The 22,806-nt window shown below is 57.7% G+C and carries 22 protein-coding genes; 6 read left to right on the forward strand and 16 right to left on the reverse strand.

Annotation, left to right across the window (positions count from 1 at the left end; translation table 11 throughout):
- Window positions 1-66: 66 nt before the first annotated feature.
- Window positions 67-723, forward strand: a complete 657-nt coding sequence (locus UH5x_RS18870; protein WP_047812704.1) for a hypothetical protein — start codon at window positions 67-69, stop codon at window positions 721-723.
- A 2-nt stretch (window positions 724-725) separates the two neighbouring features.
- On the opposite strand, the gene UH5x_RS18875 is transcribed toward UH5x_RS18870, so the two are convergent.
- The 5 genes from UH5x_RS18875 to UH5x_RS18895 are packed head-to-tail and all read right to left on the reverse strand — an operon-like array spanning window position 726 to window position 4,594.
- A complete protein-coding gene (locus UH5x_RS18875) occupies window positions 726-1,442 on the reverse strand; it encodes a flavodoxin domain-containing protein (protein WP_482633329.1) in 717 nt (238 codons plus the stop codon).
- A complete protein-coding gene (locus tag UH5x_RS18880) occupies window positions 1,439-2,245 on the reverse strand; it encodes a DUF4198 domain-containing protein (RefSeq protein ID WP_047812548.1) in 807 nt (268 codons plus the stop codon). Before UH5x_RS18880 ends, UH5x_RS18875 begins: the two co-directional genes overlap by 4 nt.
- Before the next feature lie 26 nt (window positions 2,246-2,271).
- Window positions 2,272-2,799 carry a DUF2271 domain-containing protein gene (locus tag UH5x_RS18885; RefSeq protein ID WP_047812549.1) on the reverse strand — a complete coding sequence of 176 codons (528 nt, stop codon included), beginning with the start codon at window positions 2,797-2,799 and terminating at the stop codon, window positions 2,272-2,274.
- Window positions 2,800-2,835: 36 nt separating this feature from the next.
- Window positions 2,836-3,492 carry a PepSY-associated TM helix domain-containing protein gene (locus UH5x_RS18890; RefSeq protein WP_047812550.1) on the reverse strand — a complete coding sequence of 219 codons (657 nt, stop codon included), beginning with the start codon at window positions 3,490-3,492 and terminating at the stop codon, window positions 2,836-2,838.
- A gap of 25 nt (window positions 3,493-3,517) precedes the next feature.
- Window positions 3,518-4,594: a DUF1559 family PulG-like putative transporter gene (locus tag UH5x_RS18895; RefSeq protein ID WP_482636023.1), complete on the reverse strand. Its 1,077-nt coding sequence runs from the start codon at window positions 4,592-4,594 to the stop codon at window positions 3,518-3,520.
- 55 nt (window positions 4,595-4,649) lie between these two features.
- Between UH5x_RS18895 and UH5x_RS18900 the strand changes: the two genes are divergently transcribed.
- Window positions 4,650-4,844: a hypothetical protein gene (locus UH5x_RS18900; RefSeq protein WP_482633330.1), complete on the forward strand. Its 195-nt coding sequence runs from the start codon at window positions 4,650-4,652 to the stop codon at window positions 4,842-4,844.
- Window positions 4,845-4,911: 67 nt separating this feature from the next.
- On the opposite strand, the gene UH5x_RS18905 is transcribed toward UH5x_RS18900, so the two are convergent.
- Genes UH5x_RS18905 through UH5x_RS18920 form a run of 4 tightly spaced genes read right to left on the reverse strand, consistent with a single transcriptional unit; the run spans window position 4,912 to window position 9,531 of the window.
- Window positions 4,912-5,700, reverse strand: coding sequence for an ABC transporter ATP-binding protein (locus tag UH5x_RS18905; RefSeq protein WP_482633331.1), 789 nt, complete (start codon window positions 5,698-5,700; stop codon window positions 4,912-4,914).
- The gene (locus UH5x_RS18910; RefSeq protein WP_482633332.1) at window positions 5,687-5,962 is read right to left on the reverse strand and encodes a hypothetical protein; all 276 of its coding nucleotides are present in this window, start codon (window positions 5,960-5,962) and stop codon (window positions 5,687-5,689) included. Before UH5x_RS18910 ends, UH5x_RS18905 begins: the two co-directional genes overlap by 14 nt.
- Window positions 5,963-5,980: 18 nt before the next feature.
- On the reverse strand, window positions 5,981-8,776 hold the full coding sequence (locus UH5x_RS18915) for an ABC transporter permease (protein ID WP_482633333.1): 2,796 nt from the start codon (window positions 8,774-8,776) through the stop codon (window positions 5,981-5,983).
- Complete coding sequence (locus UH5x_RS18920; protein ID WP_482633334.1) at window positions 8,773-9,531, reverse strand: ABC transporter ATP-binding protein; 759 nt, start codon at window positions 9,529-9,531, stop codon at window positions 8,773-8,775. The genes UH5x_RS18915 and UH5x_RS18920 overlap by 4 nt, the downstream gene beginning before the upstream one ends.
- A gap of 280 nt (window positions 9,532-9,811) precedes the next feature.
- Between UH5x_RS18920 and UH5x_RS18925 the strand changes: the two genes are divergently transcribed.
- The gene (locus UH5x_RS18925; RefSeq protein ID WP_482633335.1) at window positions 9,812-12,724 is read left to right on the forward strand and encodes an ABC transporter permease; all 2,913 of its coding nucleotides are present in this window, start codon (window positions 9,812-9,814) and stop codon (window positions 12,722-12,724) included.
- Between the two features lie 44 nt (window positions 12,725-12,768).
- Here the strand turns inward: UH5x_RS18925 and UH5x_RS18930 are convergent, their stop codons facing one another.
- Both UH5x_RS18930 and UH5x_RS18935 read right to left on the reverse strand, forming a co-directional pair.
- Window positions 12,769-14,181, reverse strand: coding sequence for a sigma-54-dependent transcriptional regulator (locus UH5x_RS18930; protein WP_047812557.1), 1,413 nt, complete (start codon window positions 14,179-14,181; stop codon window positions 12,769-12,771).
- 5 nt (window positions 14,182-14,186) lie between these two features.
- On the reverse strand, window positions 14,187-15,596 hold the full coding sequence (locus tag UH5x_RS18935; RefSeq protein WP_236695950.1) for a sensor histidine kinase: 1,410 nt from the start codon (window positions 15,594-15,596) through the stop codon (window positions 14,187-14,189).
- A gap of 224 nt (window positions 15,597-15,820) precedes the next feature.
- Here UH5x_RS18935 and UH5x_RS18940 point away from each other — a divergent pair, with 224 nt between their 5' ends.
- The 3 genes from UH5x_RS18940 (at window position 15,821) to UH5x_RS18950 (ending at window position 17,927) form a co-directional block, all read left to right on the forward strand.
- Complete coding sequence (locus UH5x_RS18940; protein WP_047812559.1) at window positions 15,821-16,840, forward strand: DUF1559 family PulG-like putative transporter; 1,020 nt, start codon at window positions 15,821-15,823, stop codon at window positions 16,838-16,840.
- A gap of 494 nt (window positions 16,841-17,334) precedes the next feature.
- Window positions 17,335-17,697: a hypothetical protein gene (locus UH5x_RS18945; RefSeq protein ID WP_482633336.1), complete on the forward strand. Its 363-nt coding sequence runs from the start codon at window positions 17,335-17,337 to the stop codon at window positions 17,695-17,697.
- Entirely contained in the window at window positions 17,688-17,927 is a 240-nt protein-coding gene (locus tag UH5x_RS18950) for a hypothetical protein (RefSeq protein WP_482633337.1), read from the forward strand. The genes UH5x_RS18945 and UH5x_RS18950 overlap by 10 nt, the downstream gene beginning before the upstream one ends.
- A gap of 156 nt (window positions 17,928-18,083) precedes the next feature.
- Here UH5x_RS18950 and ppk2 read toward each other — a convergent pair whose 3' ends face one another.
- From ppk2 to UH5x_RS18975, 5 genes are all read right to left on the reverse strand, one after another.
- On the reverse strand, window positions 18,084-18,995 hold the full coding sequence (gene ppk2, locus UH5x_RS18955; RefSeq protein WP_047812561.1) for a polyphosphate kinase 2: 912 nt from the start codon (window positions 18,993-18,995) through the stop codon (window positions 18,084-18,086).
- Window positions 18,996-19,002: 7 nt separating this feature from the next.
- Window positions 19,003-19,224, reverse strand: coding sequence for a hypothetical protein (locus tag UH5x_RS18960; protein ID WP_047812562.1), 222 nt, complete (start codon window positions 19,222-19,224; stop codon window positions 19,003-19,005).
- Window positions 19,225-19,234: 10 nt separating this feature from the next.
- Complete coding sequence (locus tag UH5x_RS18965) at window positions 19,235-20,395, reverse strand: Na/Pi symporter (RefSeq protein WP_047812707.1); 1,161 nt, start codon at window positions 20,393-20,395, stop codon at window positions 19,235-19,237.
- Window positions 20,396-20,904: 509 nt separating this feature from the next.
- Window positions 20,905-21,924, reverse strand: coding sequence for a nucleoside hydrolase (locus UH5x_RS18970; protein ID WP_482633338.1), 1,020 nt, complete (start codon window positions 21,922-21,924; stop codon window positions 20,905-20,907).
- Window positions 21,925-22,158: 234 nt separating this feature from the next.
- Complete coding sequence (locus UH5x_RS18975) at window positions 22,159-22,785, reverse strand: DUF3124 domain-containing protein (RefSeq protein ID WP_047812708.1); 627 nt, start codon at window positions 22,783-22,785, stop codon at window positions 22,159-22,161.
- Window positions 22,786-22,806: the final 21 nt, after the last annotated feature.

Consider the following 22,806-nt stretch of genomic DNA (forward strand, 5'->3'; position numbering starts at 1 on the left):
AAAGAGACGGTCCCCGTGGGAAAACCATCACAATGGCTGTGGGGGATCCAGGTCGCGGCATTCAGCATGCTTGTGATTTGGGCAGCCGTGGATCCTTCGTTTGAGCCCTTGGTCCACGGCAATTGGTTTTCGAGCGGATGGATGTCAGCCAATCCAATTCGCTGTGTGGGGATCGTTCTGATTGCGATCCTGGCCGTGGGAAGCCTGCTGGGGTGGATGGTGCAATTCTTTGCGAGGTCGTCGTCGATGATTCATCGTCGATCCTTGGCGCAGTTGTTGGCGGTGGCAACGTTGGCCGCGTTTTGGTGTGCACTCGCGATCCACCTGGATACGATCGCTTGGCAAGGCAAACGGGCGAGATTTGCCTGGCGTGTTCAGGAACTCGAACGCATCGCGGCGCCTCTACGTGAGCAGTGGCCGCAGCGCGATGGTGAACTGCCTGCGATCGGACCGTTCATGGCGTATCCCTTTGGACGCCCGACCACATTGGTTCTGTTGCAAGCACCTCCCGTGGCCAAACGGTCGGTCTATGTCAGCGCGATCGAGTCTCAGAACGGTGCGATCAAGCTGCAGCTGACTGGAACCGACGGGGGTGATTGGGCGGAGTGGCACCCGCGACAGAGTCGGCCGAGTTCATTTGTGGGGGGATTGTCCGACCCGCACGAATTGGAGGATGCGACTTCGATTGGTCACGGTTGGTACTTGGTTCGCTACCGAAGCTGAACTCACAGACTCGGTTGAGGATTGCCGGCAAACTCTTCGACGAGAGCTTGCCAGTCTGACAATGCCATGGGATCGGCATCATCGACGTCGATCCGATCGCCGGTGGCCTTTGCGCCGCATTGTTGCAACCAGGCGTCGATTTGCCGGCCAAAGGCGCAGTATTCGTCGTAGCTGCTGTCACCGAGTGCCAGCACCGCGTAGCTCAGAGTGGACAAGTCATGCTGAGTGGACATCACGTCTTCGGCGAACTCGCAGGCGTGAGCGGGCGGTTCACCCTCCCCTGCGGTGCTTGCCAAAAGGAATGCTTGTCGAGTCGTTTGCAAGCGTTCCACCGAAATCGAATCAAGCGGCAGCAGTTCAGCGAACTTGCCCGCCCCACGAAGCAATTCCAAGGTCTGTTGAGCAAGTTCCTCAGCAAACCCGGTTTCACTGGCGTAGATCACCAGCACGGGATCGTCGTCGAAGCTCCTGGACGGAACTTCAGGGAGCACCTGACTGCAAGTCATCGGCGTTGCTTTCACTGGCATGGTCTTGAGGGCTGAGCTCCCTCGAAACGACCAAATGCACAGCAAGCCATAGGCGGCAAGCGAACCTGCCGCCGCCCACCAACGAGAGGCACTCGGTGGTGCGATCCACCAAGTGCCTTCCGTCCAATGTGCCAAACCCCAGGCGGCGAAGACAAGTGCCGCGAGGAAAATGGTGTTGACCTTCGAGATCATTGAGGCAGGACTTCGAATGTGCCCGCGTAGCTCATCCGGCGACCGGAAGCATTTTCGATCTTGGTCTCGTCGTCTTGATGACTGGTTTCGATCCAGTGCATGCCCGGTTCGGCCCAAGTGATTTGAAACTCGCCCTCTTCGTTGGTCGTGACATTGAGTTCCTCTTGCGAATTGCGGTATCGGGTTCCGCCTTGGATCACAACGATTTCCATGTCCTTCTGAGGTTGGCCGTTGACCAAGAAACGGAAGGTTGCCGTTTCGCCCGCATACAAGTCGTTGGGATGCGTGACAGGGATCAGCTCGATGCCTTTTCCAACTGGCTGCAACGCTTCTTGTGACGGTGCACCATTGGTGACGAACGTTTCGACCCGTCCGAAGCTTTCAGTGATGCGAAGGTTGTCTGCGTCGGCGGGAACTTCACTTGCGATGGCATCAGCGCTTCCACGCCAACGACGTCGTTCGCCGTTTTCCTCCCAGCTTGCAAAGGCCCCATCGTTGACGACTGCAACGCGATAGGTGCCACGTTGGGTCAGGGGCAGATCGAACACGCTGCGGTACTTTCCGGTGGATTGGTTCTGGGCTTCCGCTTCGGTTCCATCAGGAGCGGTGATGACCAGATTGTCCAGTCGCAATGGAAAGTGGTTGAAGTAGAACAAGTCATTGGAGACAGCCGCGTCGACGGTCAGCCAGGGCTCGGGGCCCGAGAAAACGGTTTGGGATGGCAGCAACCACACCTTGTGCGCGTAGGATGCGCTTGGAACGGCAGCGAGCAAAAAGACAAACGAAAGAAGCAAGCGGTTCATGATTGATCTCGTGTAGCGAGGAAGGGTTACTTGGTGGGGGGAATGACAAACGTGATTTCGCCGAGTTCTTCTTTGCCGGCGGCCTTCAGCTTTTGAGTCGTCTTGGAAGGCCATTCAAACGGCAGTTCCAACACTTCGCGGCCGCCGACTTCGCGTGAAGCCTCGACCATCAGGCTGTACTTGCCCGCGGGCAACTTTGAAAAACGTTGGTTGGCATCGTTGAACATCAGCTCGTGCTTGCCGGCTGGGCGTGTCGCGCTCGAGACGCCGTCCACGGGCATTTGCAAGGAACGTCCGGAGCGACGCCACCATTGACGCAGGTCCGGCAGCCACTTGGTGCCTTCGCCTTCGCCCGATTTGGTCAGTTGGTACCAAACGGCCAAGTTTGCGACGCACTTTCGGTTTTCGTCTTGGATCCAGATCGCGACGTAAGGCCGGTGGTATTCCGAAACGTTCAACCGTGGGATTTCGACGGTGGCTTGCCAGTCTTCAGCGGTTGCTTGGCAAACGCCGAGCAATGTGATGCCGAGCATCAACGCAATTCGGTTCAGCATGGAAAGAAGGTCGTGTTTCAAAGGGAAGGAAAGTGTTCAGTGAATCAACAAAACAGCAAGCAGGAAGGGAAGGAACAATCCCAGGCCAACCAGTGGCCAAGTCATTTTTCGACGTCGAGCGTGTTCCACCAACAACAGCAAACCCGTGAGACAGAACACCAAGGTGGCAATTGCGAAAAGATCCAAAAACCATTTCCAGGCTGCCCCGGTGTTGCGCCCTTTGTGCAAATCGTTGAAGTAAGAAATCCAACCTCGCTTGGTTGATTCAAATTCGAACTCACCGATTTCACGATCGATGGCCAGCCACGCGTCGGAACCGGGACCGGGCATCGAAAGGTAGACTTCCTCTTCCGACCAATCCGCTTCTCGGCTTCCGATTGATTTGCCGGTTTGCTTGGTCAACCACTCGGCCAATTCAGGCGGCAAGGCGGCTGACTCTTCCTCTGTCGAATTCGCGAGCAAGGTCACAAGCTCTGGCGGCAAATCATCGATGACCGATTCGCGTTGCGGGTCAGTTTCGATTTGGGAAGCATGGTTCAGCGTGATGCCGGTGATCGCAAACCCCAACATCCCGATCAAGCAAACGGCCGAGCTGGTCCAGTGCCACAACACGACCATCCGCAAAGCGGCGGATGAGAATCCGGGCTTTCGGATGGTGGGCGTCGCAGACGTTTCGGCGGGAGGGGTGCTCATCAAGGTGTTGAATGCGGTCGAGGAATCAGTGGGACGAAATGGTCTCGACCTCGCGTCCCATTCGGGTCCAGCTGGCGTGCCAGACTTGCAAGTCGATCGAGTCGGTCACGGTTTGCACACTGCCGTCGGCCAAAGCGACTTTGACCAATCCCGTGTGGTTGCTGCGAGCGGCGGTGATCTTGGACGAACCGCGAACCAAGTCGGGGATGTTGCTGTTGGGTGACAAGCGGCCGTTGATGATCGGGCCGTTGGGAACGGTGCCTCGCAACCAATAGTGATTGCGGTCGCCATTCCAACTGGTGATGTAAGGCTGAACGTTCGCGATGTCGCCTGTGTCCGCGAGATTGGCGACTGCGGTGGTGACTTCGGATGACCCCGCGCGGGAAAATTGTGGGTCCATGGTGGGAGTCGGTGTGTCCGAGTTCAGCCCGCCACCGATCAGAGTTTCTGCAAACACGATGGTGTGACTGGTGCCGTCCAAGATGTCGCGGAACTTGACCTTCGCATCGGTCCAACACAGCCCGTCGGGTTCGCCGACGCTGGGGTGATAGACCCCGTCCAGTCCACTGCCTTGGTTCATCGCGTAGCTGGTGCCTGCAATCGGAATGCTGGCGCCCGATGGCATTGTCAGCATATGCACTTCCCCATTGATATCGCTGGGGCACTCGTAGGTTGGGACCCGAGTGCCAGCCGCTTCTTGCAAGCCTGCGGGCAAATCTGCGAGAGCGGGGTGACCCATGTAGATGTTGAAATCAATCAGATCTTGCAGTTGAGCTTGCTCAAGGAATGGCAAGATCTTGGCAAACGGTGAGTAGTCACTCGGGTATCCGCCGGTCCAACTGTAGCCGTTGTTGGGGAAGGCGCCGTTGTACGTCGATGCGTAGTTGTGAAGGCCCAGCCCAAGCTGCTTGAGGTTGTTGCTGCACTGCATCGAGCGGGCGGCTTCGCGAGCGGCTTGAACCGCGGGCAACAGCAAACCAACCAGGACGCCGATGATCGCGATGACCACCAACAACTCCACCAGGGTGAAACCTTTGTGGCGAGCGGCGGGACGCGAGGAGCCAGCTTGATTCGTCTCGCTAGAGATCGGTTCAAGGGGCATCGAAGAAGGAACGAAATGCGAACGGGACATTGGAAACTCCTGCCAAAAGGCACACATGGGACGGATCTACTTCAGCGGATCACAGCTCACCACGGTGGTGAGATGGATCAAGAAGCGAAACGAACGTGGCTGGCTGGAGGGCATGAACCCGTTGCTGGCTGCGTCGACGAATCTGCTATTGCGAGTCAGTCGCAATATGGTGCTGGTTGATCCGGGTGGTTACAAGGGGGAAAACGGGAAGCGGGGGTGAGTTTTGAGCTTTTCAAAGCAATGCACGCGTTCCACAGTGGGAAAAAGCGATGCCGCGGCAATTCGAATCAGGTCGATAGGGGCACTTCCTGGGCATCGCTTGAGACGATTTGCTGGTACCTGGCGGCGAGCGACTGAGCGTTTGTGCACTCTTTTGTCAGGAATTGGTTCACGATCTGGCCGTCTTTCAGGACGACGACGCTGTCCGCCCAGATCGCAACGCTGGGCTCGTGCGTGACCATCACAATGGTCCGTTGTTGTTGATCGCAGAGGTTTCGCAGCAGCTTGCAGATCGAATCACCGGTCACAGAATCCAGGCTCCCGGTGGGTTCGTCAGCGAAAACGATGGCCGGGTTGGTGATCAGCGAACGTGCGATCGCGACACGTTGCTGCTCGCCACCACTGAGTGCATCGGGACGATGGTGCAGGCGGTCTTCGATTCCCAATTGCAGCGCAACTTCCTGCAGATCGGAATCGTTGGCCAAGCTCTCTCCTGCAGCGTAGAGCGGGAACAGAATGTTGTCCCTGGCTGAGAGCGATGGCACGAGGTTGAACGCTTGAAACACCAATCCGATCCGCCGCCGACGAAAGCAGGTGAGTTCATAGTCCGACAGCTCAGCGATGTTTTGCCCTTCAATCAGAACGGAGCCCGTTGTGGGGCGAGTCAGCCCGCTCATCAAGTGCAGCAAGGTGCTCTTTCCCGACCCACTGGCTCCCATGACGGCGACGAAGGATCCCGCTTCGACATTGAGGCTGACATCACGCAGCGCATCAACAGAGCGACTTCCCTGGCGATACGTTTTGGAGATGGACTGGACCGTTGCGGTGGTCCGACGAACCGTTTCAGAAAAAGACATCAGTGGCGTGATCGGTGGCATCAGGGACGGCGGCAAGAGGTGCTGAAACGAGAAACACCACTTCGATAAGCACGGGCCGTGCCACACTCATTGCGATCATTGATTGACGACGGGAGGGATCACGTTGAAACCAACGATTGACGGGATGCTTTGCGTTTCGGGGGCTCAATCCAATCGGGATCGCACGCGAGGCGTTGCAGACGCCATCGGCGAAATTGCCGTCGCCAGTGACCGAAATTCCATCGAGCTTGACGATGATCATGGGGCGTCCACAAGCGGCTCAACTGAAGTCGTTTCCGGATTGGAGCAGATCCATCGGTCGCGATTTACCGATCGAGATGGCGGGCCAAGCGGCGATGCCAATCCCGAGTAGCAGCACCAACAAAAAGCCACCCATGATCGGCAGCCACGGGATCACGAGCGGTGGATGCAGTCCGCCAAAAAAGCTCATGGACTGAGCCATCCCACTGCCGCACCATCCGCTCAAGACGCCAAAACCAAGACTGAGCACGCCGGCAACGAACGCAATCAGCAACCCTTCGACCAAGATCGCGCGGGTGAGGTCCGAACTGGTGAAGCCGATTGATCGCAACACGCCAAATTCCCATCGTCGCGATCGAACGGACGCCAGCATCACGTTCAGCACACCCAGGCAAGAGATCAGCAGCGAAACCAATGGGATGTAACTGATGACCCAAATCCATCGCCGCGCCGTGATGTCCAAGTGATCTCGGATACCCTGCACGGGAACCACTTTGGCGAGGTCGAGATCGGTGGGGGCTCTGGGCGGTGCTTCCGAATCAAACGATTCATCGACGATGGATTGCCGGACCAGGTTGCTCGCGAAGGCTTGGATGCTGTCAACATCGGCATTCTCACTCGCGTAGGAGAACCACACGTGTGACGCGGTTGGCAAGTTGAAGTCGGACGCCACGGATTCGTAATCCGCGATGACCAGAGCGGCGGCGCGGTGCGTTCGAGTTCGCAGGCCCGTCAGTTTCGTTTGCCAATGCCATCCGGGAAGTTGGACGACGCCTACGATCATGTATTGGACTTGGTTGTCGGCGTTCCGCGGTGGAGAAACGGAGATGGAATCGCCCAGTTGGAGTCCTGTTTCATCGACGAAATGATCGGGGACGATGCAGGCACCGCCTTGCTGCATTTGCTGCACGGCGTCGCGAGGGTTGCCCGCAACCCATTCCAATTGCAGCAGCGGATGCTCTCCAACCAGGGCTCGTTCGGGATCCAGTCCGATCATCACCACGTTGTCCTGGCGAATGACGGAGGGGCGTTCGGCGCTCCCGGTGAGATCTTCGACCAACCGAGGCTGTTCCACCACCATCGGCAGGCAACGCTGGGGATCCACATCGGGATGGTTGGCAAGTTTTCGTGCTTCCTCCGGAGCAATTCCCGGATTCAACATCACGATGGCGTCGGGCGTCCATTTTCCTGGGATGAAGGATTCCAACATGGTGAATCCCCAAACCTGGATCCCGACAAACAACCCCAGACCAAACGCCATGGCAATGGCGGCGCCGACGGTTCGCCACAGGTGGCTGGTGATCTGGCTGGCCAGCAGCTTGGGATCGATCCGAAACCATCGGGCGAAGGTCGGGCCGACGTGACGATCGACCCAAATCACAATCGAGGGAGCGATCACGAAGAAGCCAATGCTGGAACAGAGAAAACCGATTCCCATCGCCAAACCCACGCTGCTTTCGCTGGGCGGGAAGACAAACGTCAGCACGGGATTGATTGCAATCAACATGATTCCCGCCACCAATCGCAGCCAACCGGGACGCTGCGAGATCTGTGTTTGATGAAGGGGGGCGACGGCATCCAGCGGTTTGACGCGAGTGCTTCGATAGGCAGGCAGCAGCGACGCGAGGAAGGCCCCGCCCAAGGACGCGAGCACCGCGAGATTCAGGTTGCGGCCGCCGAGCATGATGCCATGGTGCAGCAAATCGCCAAACAAACCTTCCACGATTTGCAGCAGTCCCCACCCGACAACGATGCCAGCGACCAATCCCAGCGCACCGAGCACCAACCCTTCGACCACGATCAGGGAAAGGATTTGCCATTTGGTGAAAGCGATCGCTCGCAGGACGGCGTATTGCCGGGTTCGTTCGGTCACGCCCATGCTGAGCGAGCAAAACGTCACCAGCATCGCAACCAACATGGCCACGCCGGTGGCGGCGTAGGATTGCAGTTTGACGTGCTCGGCCTCGGACGCTTGGTCGAGTGCTTCTTCGATTTCGTAGGCTTCTTGAAACTGAAGGGGCGTTTCATAACGGCTCAACCGCGTCGCCCATCCGAATCGAAACTTCGTGATGTCGGCTTGGTCTTGGACGGAGACACCGAGCAAGCTGATTTGAAACGGCTCGCCGAGAATGTCTTCCGCCGATTCGACGTTGATGAACGCTTCCCCAAAGCTTGGCGTCAGCATGGGGATCGATCCCACGCCCAACTTGGGAGTGGGAGGTGCATCGAGCAGGCCGACGATCTCGAACGCCAGCATGTCTTGCCCGTCGGATCCGGGGCGAGGTCGTTCGACTGTCAGCCAGTCGCCGAGATGCAACTGACGACGTTCCGCCACGTCAGCTCGCAAGACGACTTGTGGCGAGGTGGTGTCAGAAGCGATCCAAGTTCCTTTCGACAGATCGAAGGGAGCTTCTGCCGCGTCCGTGGCCATGAACATCAGGCTGGGCAGCAATCCGCGTGGACCGTCTCCGGGGCCCGGGGAGGTCGATTGAACCGCGGGCGGCAGGTTTGAGTTTTCAATGGCGATGCGTTTCGCCCACATTGGATCGACTGCGGTGACGGCGGGGTCTTCGCGTAGTGGTTGCAAGACATCGGGCGTCACGAAATCGTTTTCATCTCCGCTGATGGGAGCGATGGCCAGTTCGTAGCGGCCCAGAGCCAGGTTGCTGAACTCGTCGTACGTTTTGTGCAGCGCTTCGTAGCTGCTGGAAACCCAGATCACCATGCAAACGGCAGCGGCGATGGCGACCGTGGTCAGTGCTGTGCGAGTGGTGCGTTCGCGAAGAAACGCCAAGGCGAGCCGAATGACTTTCAATGCACCGCCTCCGCACCGAGTGATTCTTGGTAGCGATTCGCGATGATCTGCGGGTCTCGTGTGCCCAACGTTTCAAACTCGGCCAGGTTGGTGCCGTCCTTCATGACCACCACGCGGTCCGCCCACATCGCGACGTGGGGTTCGTGGGTCACGACCACGACGCTGCGTTGTTCTTCATCGACGAGGCCGCGAAGAAGCTGACAAATCTGAGTGCCGGTGACCGAATCCAAACTGCCGGTGGGCTCGTCGGCCAGCAGGATGGCTGGGTCGCAAATCAGGGCTCTCGCAATCGCGATGCGTTGTTGCTCGCCGCCGGAAAGAGCCATGGGGCGATGCGAACGTCGCTCGCTCATCCCAAGCCGGTCGAGCAGGCGTTCGACGCGATCGTCCAAGTTGCCAGAGTCGGTTGCTGGGAGGCGAACGTTCTCCTCCGCGGTCAAAGCCGGGATCAAGTTGTAGGCTTGGAAGACGATCCCCAAGTTCTTTTGCCGGAACTTGGTGAGCGCGACGTCGCCCAACTGCGAGAGATCTTGCCCGGACACAACCACCTGTCCCGAGTCGACTTGGATCAGGCCCGCCATCGCATGCAGCAGCGTGCTTTTACCCGATCCCGACGCACCCATGATCGCCACGAATTCGCCTGGTTGGACGGTCAGGTTCACCCCCTCCAACGCGTGCACCGTGGAAGTGCCTTGGCAATAAGTCTTGCAAACTTGATCGATTTGCAGCGGCGTGGCAGAGGTGATGGAAGGCACGGGAAGGATGACTCCTCAAGGCGTGAATGACGAAGTTCTGCGTCGACAGAATTGGGACCGAGCGCATGGATCGACGACGTCGAATTGACCAGGCGAACGGACGTGGCGTTGGGACTCAAGGCGGCGATGGAGAATGCGTCGCCGTTGGCGAAATTTTCATCAGTCTCAAGAAGCGAATGCCTTCGGAAACTCCTGTTTCGCGAGAGGACCGACATTGGTCCGGTGATTGCAATTGCCGGACCTTCCACCTTGGTCCATTCCCCTTGTTGCTGCCGCGTTCATGAATTCACTTCGCTTATTGATCCAGTTCGTTGGTGCACAGATGCGACTGAATCCGGGGCGTGCATTCATCACCATGTTGGGGATCATTGCTTCGACCTGTGCCGTGGTTTGGGTGGTCAGCGGTTACGACGCACTTGTGTCTCAGTTTGACGAGAACAGCGAAAAGTACCTGGGTCGCTACGACCTGCTCATCATGCCCAAGCCCGGGCCACCCGGATCCGAGGCCCCACCAATTCAGTCTGCCTTGGTCGATGAGTTGAAGCACGACGCGGGAGTGCTGGAAGTCAATCCGGTCAGCCAATCGAGGGTCACGGTCATTCCCGTCGGCAAATTTGTGGAGGACGAGAAGTCATCGCTCGACTTCGTGGTGGGGGCCCGTCCACCGGTGAACGGTGCGCCACCTCTGGATCCAACCTTGGTCAGCACTCCCGCGATCGAACCACCTTACGAATTGTTGCAAGGACGCTGGCTGAGTGAGGACAGCGAGGCCAACGAAATTGTCATTGGCGAGTTGGTTGCGGAAGAGAAAACCCTGTCGGTCGGCGATGACCTGAAGCTGATTTCGTTGGCCAATGAGGTTTCGTTGAAAGTCGTGGGGATCGTCGAGCAAGCCCCGCAGGCACCCTCGTTGTCGTCGCGAGGGCGTGGGGGACCACCGTCTGGGAAGCGAAACGAGAGGCCGAAACAAGCCAAGCCGGAATCCAACGACTCAAGGAGCGATACGAATCAAGCGGTGCTTGGAATGCCCAAGAATTTTACGGAAGGCATTGCCGCCAACGCAGTCTATGTTCGTCCGACGTTGGCGGAGAGGATCAACGGCTACGTTTCGAAACCTCAGGTGTTACAAATTGCGATTCGTGACACGGTCACCATCCAGCAGTTTCGCGAAGCCTGGGAAGAGCGTCTGACCAGCGGACGTCCCGCGATGCAGTTGATCGACTTCGAAGCCGTGCGAGCGGGGATGGAGTCGACTCGATCCGTGTCAGGCCAGCGATCCCAAGCTTGGGCTGCGACCGGGATGGCGACGCTGGCGGCGATCTTCATCATCTTTTCAACACTCAGCATGGGTGTCAGTGAACGCACTCGCGAATTCGCGATGTTGCGAGCGGTCGCGCTCACTCGGGGGCAAATCGCCACGATCATCGCGGTCGAAAGCGTCTTGCTTGCGGTGGTCGGTTGGGTCGGTGGATTGCTAGCGGGATACGCGATGTTGGTCGTTGGCAGTCACTACGTGCCGGGATGGTTTGGGACGGATGCGGTCTTGGGCTGGGGCTGCATCGTGTTGTCGGGAATGACGGTGTTGGTCGGTGCACTGGGCGCTGCGATTGTTCCCGCTTGGCGAGCCACCCGCATTGAACCGCTGGAAGCGATGACATCCAAGCTTTCGACACCCGGCATTCGGTCTTGGGTGGTCTTGGGATTGATCGGATTGTTTTTTTCCGCACTGACACCGCTGCTGGTTTTCGCGATTCCGATGTCGGATGGATGGCGAGCTTGGTCGTATGGCTTCTTGACGTATCCCACGTTGTTGCTGGGCATGATTGGTTTGGCACCCGCGGTTGTCGTGGGGACTGAATTCGCGATCGGTCCTTGGGTGACTCGTTCGTTGGGGCTGGACAACCGGATGATGAAAACCCAATTGTCGACCAATCTGTGGCGGACGGTGGGAGCCACGTTGGCCTTGTCGATCGGGCTAGGGCTTTTTGCTTCGACACAGATCTGGGGATATTCCATGTTGAAACCGTTCACCCCGGGAAGTTGGCTTCCCGATGCGTTGGTCGCCTTCCATCCGGTCGGATTGGATGATGAAGGCATCGATGATGTTCGAAAGGTTTCCGGGGTCCGCTCTGATCGCGTGATGCCGATGGCGGTTGAACAAGCCCGGTTTGACTGGGGCGATGCCGACCAACCTTCCCGGGTGCAACGCGACAATGCGGTCTTGTTTGGGATCGATCCGGCGATGGCGTTTTCCGATGAGAATCCGTTCTTAACCTTTGGGTTCGTGGAGGGCGATCGAGTTTCTGCGATCGATGCGTTGCAATCCGGCGGTTCGTGTTTGATCTCCGAAGACTTTCAGATGAGCACGGGACTCAGCGTCGGTAACGAGTTGAGCTTCACGCCGCCGACCGCCGAAGGTGAGCGAGTGACGTATCGCATCGCTGGTGTTGTGTCGCTGCCCGGTTGGCACTGGGTGACGAAGTTCTCGGGTGTGAGGCGACACTTTGTCCGGACCGCCACGGTGGTGTTCGCAGGTCGCGATGACGTGCAGCGAGACTTTCATCTTCATCGAACGGAATTCGTTTGGATGGACTTGGAAGACGATGCGGACTTGTCGACGATGGAAGCGGATTTGCAATCGATCGCCGAACAAAAATCAGGAGAGACCTTTGTGGCAAGCGGTTTGGGAAGCGTGAAGGCGTACCGTCCGTTTGCTCGAATGACCGCCTCGGAGAATGTCCGCAAAGCAATCAAAATTCGAGCCGACGACATGATTTGGGGAATGAGCTATCTGCCGTTGATCACGCTCGCGATCATGTCGCTGGCCATCGCCAACACGGTCATCGCGTCGGAGCGGTCGAGGACGTGGGAGTTTGGCGTCATGCGGTCGATCGGTGTGACTCGCGGGCAGCTTGTGCGGTTGGTCCTTGCCGAAACGATCTTGATTGCGGCCGGTGCCTGTGTGCTGAGTCTGATCTTTGGATTGATTGCGGGCTGGTGCGGTGTCGGGATGGCTCAGTACGTCGGTTGGTTTGCCGGACCGCCAAACTTCATCATCCCGTGGGCACACTTGTCAATTGGATTTGCGATGACGATCGGTCTGTGTTTGCTAGCCGGTTTGTGGCCTGTCGTGCGAATCGGTCGAGCCGAACCGCTCGGGTTGCTACAAGCCGGACGTGGCGGCCAAGGATGAACGGGTTGCTTCGCCCTGTCGTTGTTTCGCATCAATGAGTTCATTCACTGGTCGTCGATGCCGTAGGCCTTCATCCGATCGCGAAGCGTGCCGCGGTGGATGCCCAGCATCTCCGCGGCCTTGGCCCGGTTGCCTCCTGTGTGCTGCATCACCGTTCGAAGCAAAGTGGGTTCCGTTGCCGCCAGGAAATCGCTGTGGAGCGTCACCGAGTCAGGGTTGGCCTCGATCGCGTTCTCGGACCAGACTCGAATGGATTTTTCCATGGCGAGAACGGGGGATGTCGTTTGTGTTTCCCGTCCGGGTTTGGGGGCAGGGAAATCATCAATCGTGAGTTTGCGGCCTCGGCTGACCACAGCGGCGTGTCCCACCGCATTCTTCAGTTCACGGATGTTGCCGTGCCAAGGGCGTGAATGAAGTTGTTCCAGCAGCTCCTCGTCCACCGCGGAATCGATGTCCGCGTACTTCATCGCGGAGAGGAAATGGCGGCAAAGCGGGCCAATGTCTTCCACGCGATCTCGCAGCGGCGGAAGATGAATTTGCACGCCGGTCAGGCGATGAAACAGGTCTTCGCGAAAAGCGTTGGTGGCGACGTCTTCGTGCAGGTCGCTGTTCGTGGCAGCAAGAATGCGAACGTTGGCGGTTCGTGGTTTCACGTCTCCAACGCGGCAGTACTCGCCTTGTTCGAGCACTCGCAGCAATTTGACTTGCGTGCCCAGTGGCAGGTCACCGATTTCGTCGAGCAACACGGTGCCGCCTTCCGCGCGTTCGAACAATCCGGCACGGTCGTCGCTGGCGCCCGTAAACGCTCCTTTGACGTGGCCAAACAGTTCGCTTTCGATCAGATCGGGATTGAGTGCAACCGGGGCAATGGGAATGTAGGGCCCGTCGGCGCGGCGACTGTGACGGTGAATCGCGGCCGCGACGAGTTCCTTTCCTGTGCCGGTTTCGCCCGTGATCAGCACGGACAGATCGCTGTCGGCAACCAAGGCAATCTGCCGAAAGACTTGCTGCATCGCGGGCGACGTGCCGACCAGCACCGACGGATCGATGTCCATCGGCTGAGTCGCGGCCGGGGCCGTCCGGCGCGACGATTTTTGCAGTGCGGTGCGGCAGGTCCGCAGGGCGTCCTCCAGTTTGAATGGTTTGGTCAGGTAGTCCGTGGCTCCATTCTTGACCGCTGCCACGGCGGTTTCTAAGTCACCAAAGGCGGTGATGATGATGACGGGAGCATTGTTGGTCGCTTCCAGGAACTTGGGCAACGCCGTGATGCCGTCTTCCTTGGGGAGACGCACGTCCAAGATCACCATCGAGATATTGTTCTGGCTTGCCAGCCGCAGGCCTTCTTCGGCGCTGGATCCGGTGATGACCTCATGCCCTTCGCTGGTGAGCATCTTTTCCAACGCCCAGCAAATGGACGGTTCGTCATCGACAACGAGGATGGTTTGTGCTGTGGTCATTTCAATCACTGTGGTTCGTCTGGTTGGGCGCGCGTTCGAAGCAATTGCGTGTCCAGCTCGAAAATGGTTCGTTCGTTCTCGCGTCGCCATCGCACCGATCCACCCAAGTACTCGGCGGAACGTTGAACAACGGGAAGCCCCAATCCCATGCCTTCGGGTTTGGAAGTCACGAAGGGCTCGAAGAGAGTGCCAGCCACTTGCTCGGGAACTCCGGCACCATTGTCAGAGACGGTGACTCGAAGGATGTTCTCGCCCAGTTGTTGCAGCGAGACGTCCACTTCGTCACCCGCCTGAATCGCGTTGTGGATCAGGTTGGTCACGGCCGCCACCCAGGTCGGGCCGTCTTGGATTCGCCGTTGCCCAAGGTCATCGTCCAGATCCCACCGCATATTCACTCGCAAATGTTTCGCAATGGGAGAAAGGCTGGTACGGACATCGTCGAAGCAGGTAGTCACATCGGTCGGCCGATCTTTGTCCTGGCGTCCGGAGGCAACCAGGAGCAGCCGACGAACGTAATCTTCGGACAACTCAATTTGATGGATGGCGACTCGGATGCCTTCGTCATCGGTGGCTTGGCATTCTTGAGCGTGCAGTTCGACCGCCATCCGGGCGCCGGTCAAGCTGTTTCTCAATTGATGCGCCATCCCGCCGGCGATTTGGTGCAGCAGCTTTTGGCTTTGCTGGCGGTTGATCTGGTTCCAGAGTTGTTTGAGTTGCTGGGCCATCGAATCAACGGCGCCACCGAGTCGCCCAATCTCGTCAGGGACATCGTCCGAAACCGTCGAGTCAAAGTCGCCGTTGGCCACCGCTTCGACGCGTCGTTGCAGCTTGCTGATGCGGCGGACCAATCGTGACGTCAGCCAAAACGTCAACGAACTGAGGGCCACAATCGTTGACAATCCAGTTGCCAGCGGAAGGATCGCGGCTTGTCGACGATTGGCGTTGAACTGTTCGTCTTCAAACAGAACCGCAACCGCAGCAACTCGGTCTTGGCGGAGCTGGCTGCCAACGGTCTGAAAGGCGAACAATCGAAAGCCGATTCCATCGTCGTTGGGAATGATCGAGGCCGGCAGAGGTCGCTGGTTTTGAAGGTGTTCGCGAAAAGACGTTTTGGCGGTTTCGTCCAGTTGCAGCGTGGAGGACGTGACCAGACCACTGGCACTCAATCCAATCAATTGTGTCCGGGTCAGATCCGCGAGAGATTCCAGGACGATCGAGTTGAGCGGGAAGTTGGAATCCGACAACGTCGACTGAATCGCCGAAAACCGTTGCTCCAGATCTTTCATCGCTCGCTGGGTGCCCAGCCAATAGGAGGCGATCGCCACCAACACCGCGGCCATCAGCGCGGTGGCGATGATCGGCGTGAGCAGGCGAAGTCGCAGCGAACGGAGAGGAGGAGATGTCACAGGACTCATTCTATCTGGATGTCCGAGATGGAAAATTCGCCGCCAGTGGCGAAAGACCCGCCGCGGCATTGGCTGAAACGAGGCATTCGGATCATCATGGGGAAGCTTTTAGCTCTTTTTGTGATTGGCACAGCGAGTGCATTTGCAAACTCAGTTCTGAACCTGCTTGACCCGCACATATTCGCCATTCGGGGGCCTCTGGGATGAGGCTCTCTCCACGAAGGAATCGCTCGATGATAAATCGTTCCGCAGCTCGCTCCGCTTTTACATTGGTGGAATTGTTGGTGGTCATTGCGATCATCGGGGTGTTGGTTGGGTTGTTGCTACCAGCCGTGCAATCCGCTCGGGAAGCGGCTCGTCGGATGCAGTGCAGCAACAATCTGAAGCAGATCGCGTTGTCCGTCCACAACTACCAGAGTGCCTACAAGCGGTTTCCTCCATCGGCTTTGGTCGATTTGAGCGTGACTTCGACCGGCAACAATGGATCTTGGGGAGTCCATGGGCGGATTTTGCCGTTTCTGGAACAGGGCAATGTTTATGAGAACATCGATCTCTCGTTGGCTTGGGACAACCAAGTTTCCATCGACGGTCTGAAGATTCCAACCTACGCCTGTCCGAGTGATCCGGGAACGGATCAAGAACGCACGTTCAGCGATGGCCGGCCGACCCTGTATCCAACCACCTACGGATTCAATTTTGGCCGATGGTTTGTATTCGACCCCACGACTCAGAAAGCTGGTGACGGGATGTTCGCTCCCAACCAGTTTTACAGTTTTCGAGATTGCTTGGATGGTAGCAGTCACACGTTGCTCACCGGCGAAGTGAAAGCTTGGACGCCCTATCAACGCAACGGTGGTCCCTCGGACACGGCGATTCCGATCAACCAAGAGCAAGCTGAATGGATCGTCGCCAGCGGGGCCCAGTTCAAGGACACTGGTCACACCGAATGGCCTGACGGTCGCTGTCATCACACTGGATTCACGGTGACGTTGCCGCCCAACAGCGACGTGAAATTTGAGACCGGCGGGCAAGTGTACGAACAGATGGATTTCAGTTCGTGGCAAGAGGGCAAGGACGGTCAAAGCGGAAGTCCGACCTACGCCATGATCACGTCTCGCAGTCATCACGTCGGATTGGTGAATGTCGCCAAGGTTGACGGGAGTGTCACTTCCGTCACCGAGTCGGTGGAGCTCTCGATCTGGCACGCATTGGGAACTCGAGCCGGCCGCGAGGTCATCCAGGGCGAGTATTGAGATTGCTTTGGAACGCTCGAGCTCAAATCTTCCGGGGAATGACGGGCAGCCAAACCAGCCAGTCGCGGCGTTTCGTCTCAAAATCAAAGTTTTGTTTGGCGGTTGTTGAGAGGAGTCGCAACTGACTCTTTAGCAGCATGTGATCGAGAGTTTGATCGCAGTCCTGCGACTTAACCCCACACCACTGGAGGCCTCTGCGATGAAGGCATTGACCCAATTTTCGTTTGTTGTTTTGACGTGTGCTGGCATGTGTACCGCGGTCGCCCAGCCTCCTGGTGAGCGGGAGGGCCGTGATGCGGGACGTCCCGGTGCTGAGCGATCGAGACGCTCTCCAATTGATCGCGTGATGCGATTGGACAAAGACGAAGACGGCAAACTGACCATTGAAGAAGTCGGTGATTCGCAGTTGAAACCTCTGTTCACACGAGCGGACAAAGACGAAGACGGCGTTGTGACTCGTGAGGAACTGGAGTCGATGATGAGTCGTCGTCAACGTGGCGATGGTGATCGTGGCCCCCGCGGTGAAGGTGACCGTGGCCCTCGGGGCGAAGGTGACCGCGGCCCGCGTGGTGAAGGAGAACGTGGACCGCGTGGTGAAGGTCGTGGCCGGGAAGACGGTGCTCGACGAGGCCCCATGGATGCTGATGGCGATCGCGGACCTCGTGGTGAGGGCGATCGCGGCCCGCGTGGAGGAGGCGATCGTGGACCCCGCGGCGAGGGAGAGCATGGACACGGACCGGGACAAGGTGCCGGAGGACCACCGCGCGACGGCGATACGCAAGGTCATCGTGGACCGGGCGGACCTCCTGAAATCGGCAAAGTGTTGCCGTCGTTCGTACAAGATCACATGGGCCTGAATGACGAACAACGCGAAGCGATCGCCAAATTGCAAGCCAAGGTGGACGCGGAGCTCAAGGGAATTTTGAGCGAAGAGCAATTGGAAGCCATGCGTCGTGGTCCCGAGCAATCGCCCGAAGGGCGTGAGCATCATCGAGGCGATCATTCCGATGGTGCCGAGCGTCCTGCACGCCCAGACCGACCCGAGCGTGCTGACCGCCCAGAACGTGCTGATCGACCGGAAGGCTAAGCGTCACTGCACCTGACATGGGGTGGAGTTCATCTCCGATCTGCTCGAATCGATTTCACCAGAAGTCGGTTCGAGCTGGCTTCGTTTGATGCAACGTGATCGAAGAGGCCATTCTGACGGTCGCGGATGGTTCAACTCTCCAGCAGCCATGCCAGATCAATAAACCATCGGCACGATGACTTCTTGAGGGATCTCGTTGCGTTTGTATTCGTCGCTGTGCAATCGATCCGGTAGTTCCACCGAGTCTTGGGCCACTTCGCCGTAGGGAATCTGGGACAGCAGGTGATGGATGCAGTTCAACCTGGCTCGCTTTTTGTCGTTGCCTTCGACGACCCACCATGGCGCTTCGGAGATATGGGATCGTTCCAGCATCACTTCCTTGGCCTTGGTGTACTGTTCCCATCGACGACGAGATTCCAGGTCCATCGGACTGAGCTTCCATTGCTTCAAAGGATCATTGATCCGGCATTGGAAACGGAATTCTTGCTCATCGTCGGTGATCGAGAACCAATATTTCAGCAGGATCGTTCCGGAAGCGACGATCATTCGTTCGAATTCGGGGACGGTTTGGAAGAATTGCTCGTACTCTTGGTCGGTGCAAAAACCCATCACGCGTTCGACTCCCGCACGGTTGTACCAACTGCGATCGAACAGCACGATTTCACCGCCGGCGGGAAGGTGCGGTGTGTAACGCTGAAAGTACCACTGCGTCTTTTCACGTTCGTTGGGAGCTGGCAAGGCAACGACGCGGCACACTCGTGGATTCAAACGCTGGGTGATGCGTTTGATCGCCCCGCCTTTTCCGGCCGCGTCGCGGCCTTCGAACAGCACCGCAATTTTGACTTGGTTGGCGACCACCCATTCCTGCAGTTTGACCAGTTCCAGTTGCAATTGAAGCAAGTTGCGAAAGTACTCGTGACGCCCGATTTGCTCGTTGCCATCAGGCCGCGGTTCGGTGGCGCGTTCCATCAACGCATCGCCGATCTCGGCTTCGATTTCTTCGTCGATCGAATCCAGGATGTCGTCGCGAATTCGGTCGTAATCCGTGGGGAGATTTTGTTCGGTCACTGAGCTGTTATTCCTTGCGATATTCTTCAACCAAGAACGCCAAGAATTCGCGAATCGATCGCAGGGAGAACTCGGCACTCTTCATGTGTTTTTCGAGGCCCTCGATTTCGATTTCTTGTTCGGCCTCTTCACGACGCTGCATTTCTGCTTTGAGTTGATCCAGTGTCGATTCGGTGTCCTCAATCAGGTTGCGAACGGTTTGTGTCGAGTAGTGTTTGAATTCAGTCACAGGGTTCCTTTCAAAGAATGCTGGAGATGCCCAGGCAAAGTCCGGGAATGAGGAAGAACACTCCAACGATGTACGCCAGCGCGATCAACTTGTTTTCGGACGCGGTTGCCCCCAACCATTCAGCCGCACGGACCGGCAGGAATCGCAGGAACGGGATGCCATAGATCACCACGACTCCGAGGACGTTGTACGTCAAGTGAATGAACGCGATTTGCAACGCGGCCGCTTGGTTGCCATCGACCGCGGTGGCGGCAAGCAGGGCGGTGATGCAGGTGCCGATGTTGGCTCCTAGCGTGAACGGGTAGATCTGTTTCAACCCAAACGCACCCGAGCCAGCCAGCGGTACCATCAACGAGGTGGTCGTCGAAGAAGATTGAACCAAAACGGTGACCAGGGTTCCCGATGCGATCCCTGAAAGTGGGCCTTTGCCAATGGCAGCGTGCATGATGTCCTTGGCTCGGCCAACCATCAATTGCTTGAGCAGTTTGCCGACATAGTGAATGGTTAGAAAAATCAGCACGATGCCCGCGAAGATGAGGGTCAATCCTCCCAGTCCGTCGGAAAGATTTTCAACCAAGTGTTTGGCACTGTTCACGACCGGAGCGGTGGAGGCTTTGACAAAGTTCATTCCCTTCATCGACGCATCTTCGACCACAAAGAACCCTGCCAGCAGGCTGCCAATTTTCTCGAGCAGGCCAAACATCATCTCCAGCGGCAAGAAGATCACCACGGAGAGCAGGTTGAAGAAGTCGTGCACGGTCGCCGCAGCGAAGGCCCGGGCAAACTCCTTTTTCTGGCGAACGTGGCCGAGCGACACGATCGTGTTGGTGATGGAGGTGCCTATGTTGGCCCCCATGACCATCGGCACCGCAACGGAGACCGGTAACCCGCCCGCAACCAAACCCACGATGATGGAGGTCACTGTGGAAGAGGATTGGATCAACGCGGTGGCGACCGTTCCAACGACCAGGCCAGCAAAGGGGTTGGTCGCAAACCCGAACATCTCTTCCGCTTCATCTCCAGTCGCGGTCTTGAAACCGGTGCCGATCAATCCCACCGCGCAGATCAAAAAATAGACCAGGACTGCGACGGAGATCCATTGAAGGATTGGTGAGTGGCTGCCCGTCGTGGGCATTTCCTCTGACACCGCTTCTTCCAAAGCGTGTTCCAACACGCTCTCGTTGGATAGACTCATGGGGGAACCGTGTGGTGTGCGGAGCGATCGCTCGAAGGAAGAGAAAGCCCCTTTTTGATTCGGGATCCGCTCTGTCGAATGCGGTTGGTTGAGGGCTGAGTAGGTTATGAGAGGCCCATTCAAATCGATCAAGCGTCCCTGGCAAGTGTGTCCGTATCGACACAATTCGTGAACGATTGCGTATGAGCCTGTTTTGCCGGCCAATCATGAGCCTGCACGCTCTTCCGTCACCAAACTTCAGGCGGAAGTTCACGGAAAATTCATGGGCAAGTTCGTGATTCTGCGCTGTGAAATGCGCCGGCGATGCAGCAAACCCAGGCGTTGTCGGAGCGAGAGTTTTTGACGTTTGCCAGCGGCGTGTGGCCCTTCGCACGGGGCTCACGTCCGCGAAATGCCCCCGCGGTTCTCCGCAATCGGAGCGTTGGTGGGAGCCAAAGACCGGAGAATCAGATCGCGGCAGTTGGAGTTTGGCGAAACTCGGTTGGTCACTTCGGTGCGACCACCATCAGGTCTTCGATGGTGCGAGCCAGTTGCTTGGGCGAGGTTGCGATTTTGACGTAGGAGTGAGTTGCTGATTGAGCGCCCGGTGATTCTTGTGTCCAAGAGGTGATGCCGCGATCGTCAATCTCAACTCGCCCATTTGGGATGATTTGCCAGACCTTGGGTTCCGCACCACGAACGGCAAAGAGTGCGGCCGCTTGATCGTAGCTCGGTTTGCCGGCGTCGATTGACATCTTGTTGCCAGGCATCGGACGCAGTTCATACGCGCGGCGAACAGGGTTGGTTTGGGGAGTGGATTTGAGTCTGGCACCGGTCACCAGCTGTTTGCCCACTTCGAAACCGTGCCAGATGATTTCGCCCGGCCAATGCTCCGCCACCAGTCGGGCTGCTTCGACATGAGTGGCAATGTTGGCTTCGCGCCGGTTGGATTGCGGGAAATGACCTCCCATCACGACCAAGCTTTTGACTTTGGTGCGAATCAGTTCGGGTTCCTCGCGAATCAATACAGCGAGATTGGAAAACGCTCCAACACTGCAAATTGTGACGCTGCGATCCGCTGCCGTTCTCAAGGCCTGTCGATACACGTCGAGCGCGTCAGCAGCCTCCGAATCAGGGAGCATGTCGTGGTCGAAGTCGTCTCGCAGCGCCGTTGTGTAGGGGCTGGTACGTTGAAATGCCGTCGGCCCCGTTTTGTCGGTGCCGATCGGGATATCACCTCGGCCGTAGTACGTGTTGATCGCGTCGACGGCAGCGGCGGAAGCGTTTGTCAGATCGCGACGATTGGTGACCACAGCCAGGAGTTCGCACTCGCCGCGATCAGCCAAGGCATGCAACAGCGCGAGTGCTCCTGCGTCGTCGCAGTCGCCCGACATGTCTGTGTCCAGGATTAGCTTGACGGGGGTCTGATTCGCCGATGGCTCTGTTGCGGAGACGGGGGAAAGGGAGGCGGAAATCGCCAGCATGACGAGGCAGAAGGACAGCAATCTGTGCAAGCGAAGCTTCATGGATGATCTCGACGTTTGGGCCCATCACGAGCAACCTGCTCGGGTGGTGGATGGGGAGGTGGGACGAAACGCGGTGGAATTAGACGTGAGCACGGAGGCGGTGCTTGTCCGAATCACTGGTTTCGTTGAGTGGTGGGAAGGGAGACATCATCTTAGGCGAAGCAACCACTCAGTGAAGAAGCCCAGACGATCGAGACGGCAGGCAGCTTCCATCTTTTCGTCTAGCAAAGGAGGTCATTCCTCCGATTCTGTCGCCCCTTGAGTGGCCGGCAAGTTCCCGCTGATTGCGACGGCCGAGGCGGTGAATGAGATGCCTTGTGTGTTGCTCGTGTCGACCATCACGGTCTCCACAATCGGTTGGTTGACCTCGGTCCCCGCCTGCCATTCAACCAGGAAGCTGGCGCCGCTGCCTCCCGTTTTGTCATCGCGTTGGATGACAAATTCGGTGGCTGCGAGTGGGGCGAGCTGCAATGGTTTCTGCAGCAACGATCGAATCTCTTTTCCGCTGGTGTCGTAGTACCGGACGGACGTGATCACGATCTCATTGTCAACGTCGGTGTTGCGAACGTTCAGCGTGACCGTCAGCAGATACGGATCACCCTTTTGGTGATAAACGTGCGAGTACGCGGGAACATAGAGCCGCTGGCCCGTGACAGGGTGCCACGGCATCGTGTCCAGTTCGCGTCTGGCTTCGTCGCGAACGCTGGGGGATTGAAGAGGCAGGTTCTCTTCGATCGAGCGAAAGCGAAACTCGATGAAAATCACCAGCAACACAATCGGAACAATCACGAACAGAAACGTGAGCAGCTTGAGGTGCCGCGAGATCTGTTCGGCGCGTTCTTCACTGAAGGGAGTCGGCATGAGTTGGCGCATGGGTGGGAT

It is taken from the genome of Rhodopirellula sp. UH5 (assembly GCF_056839225.1).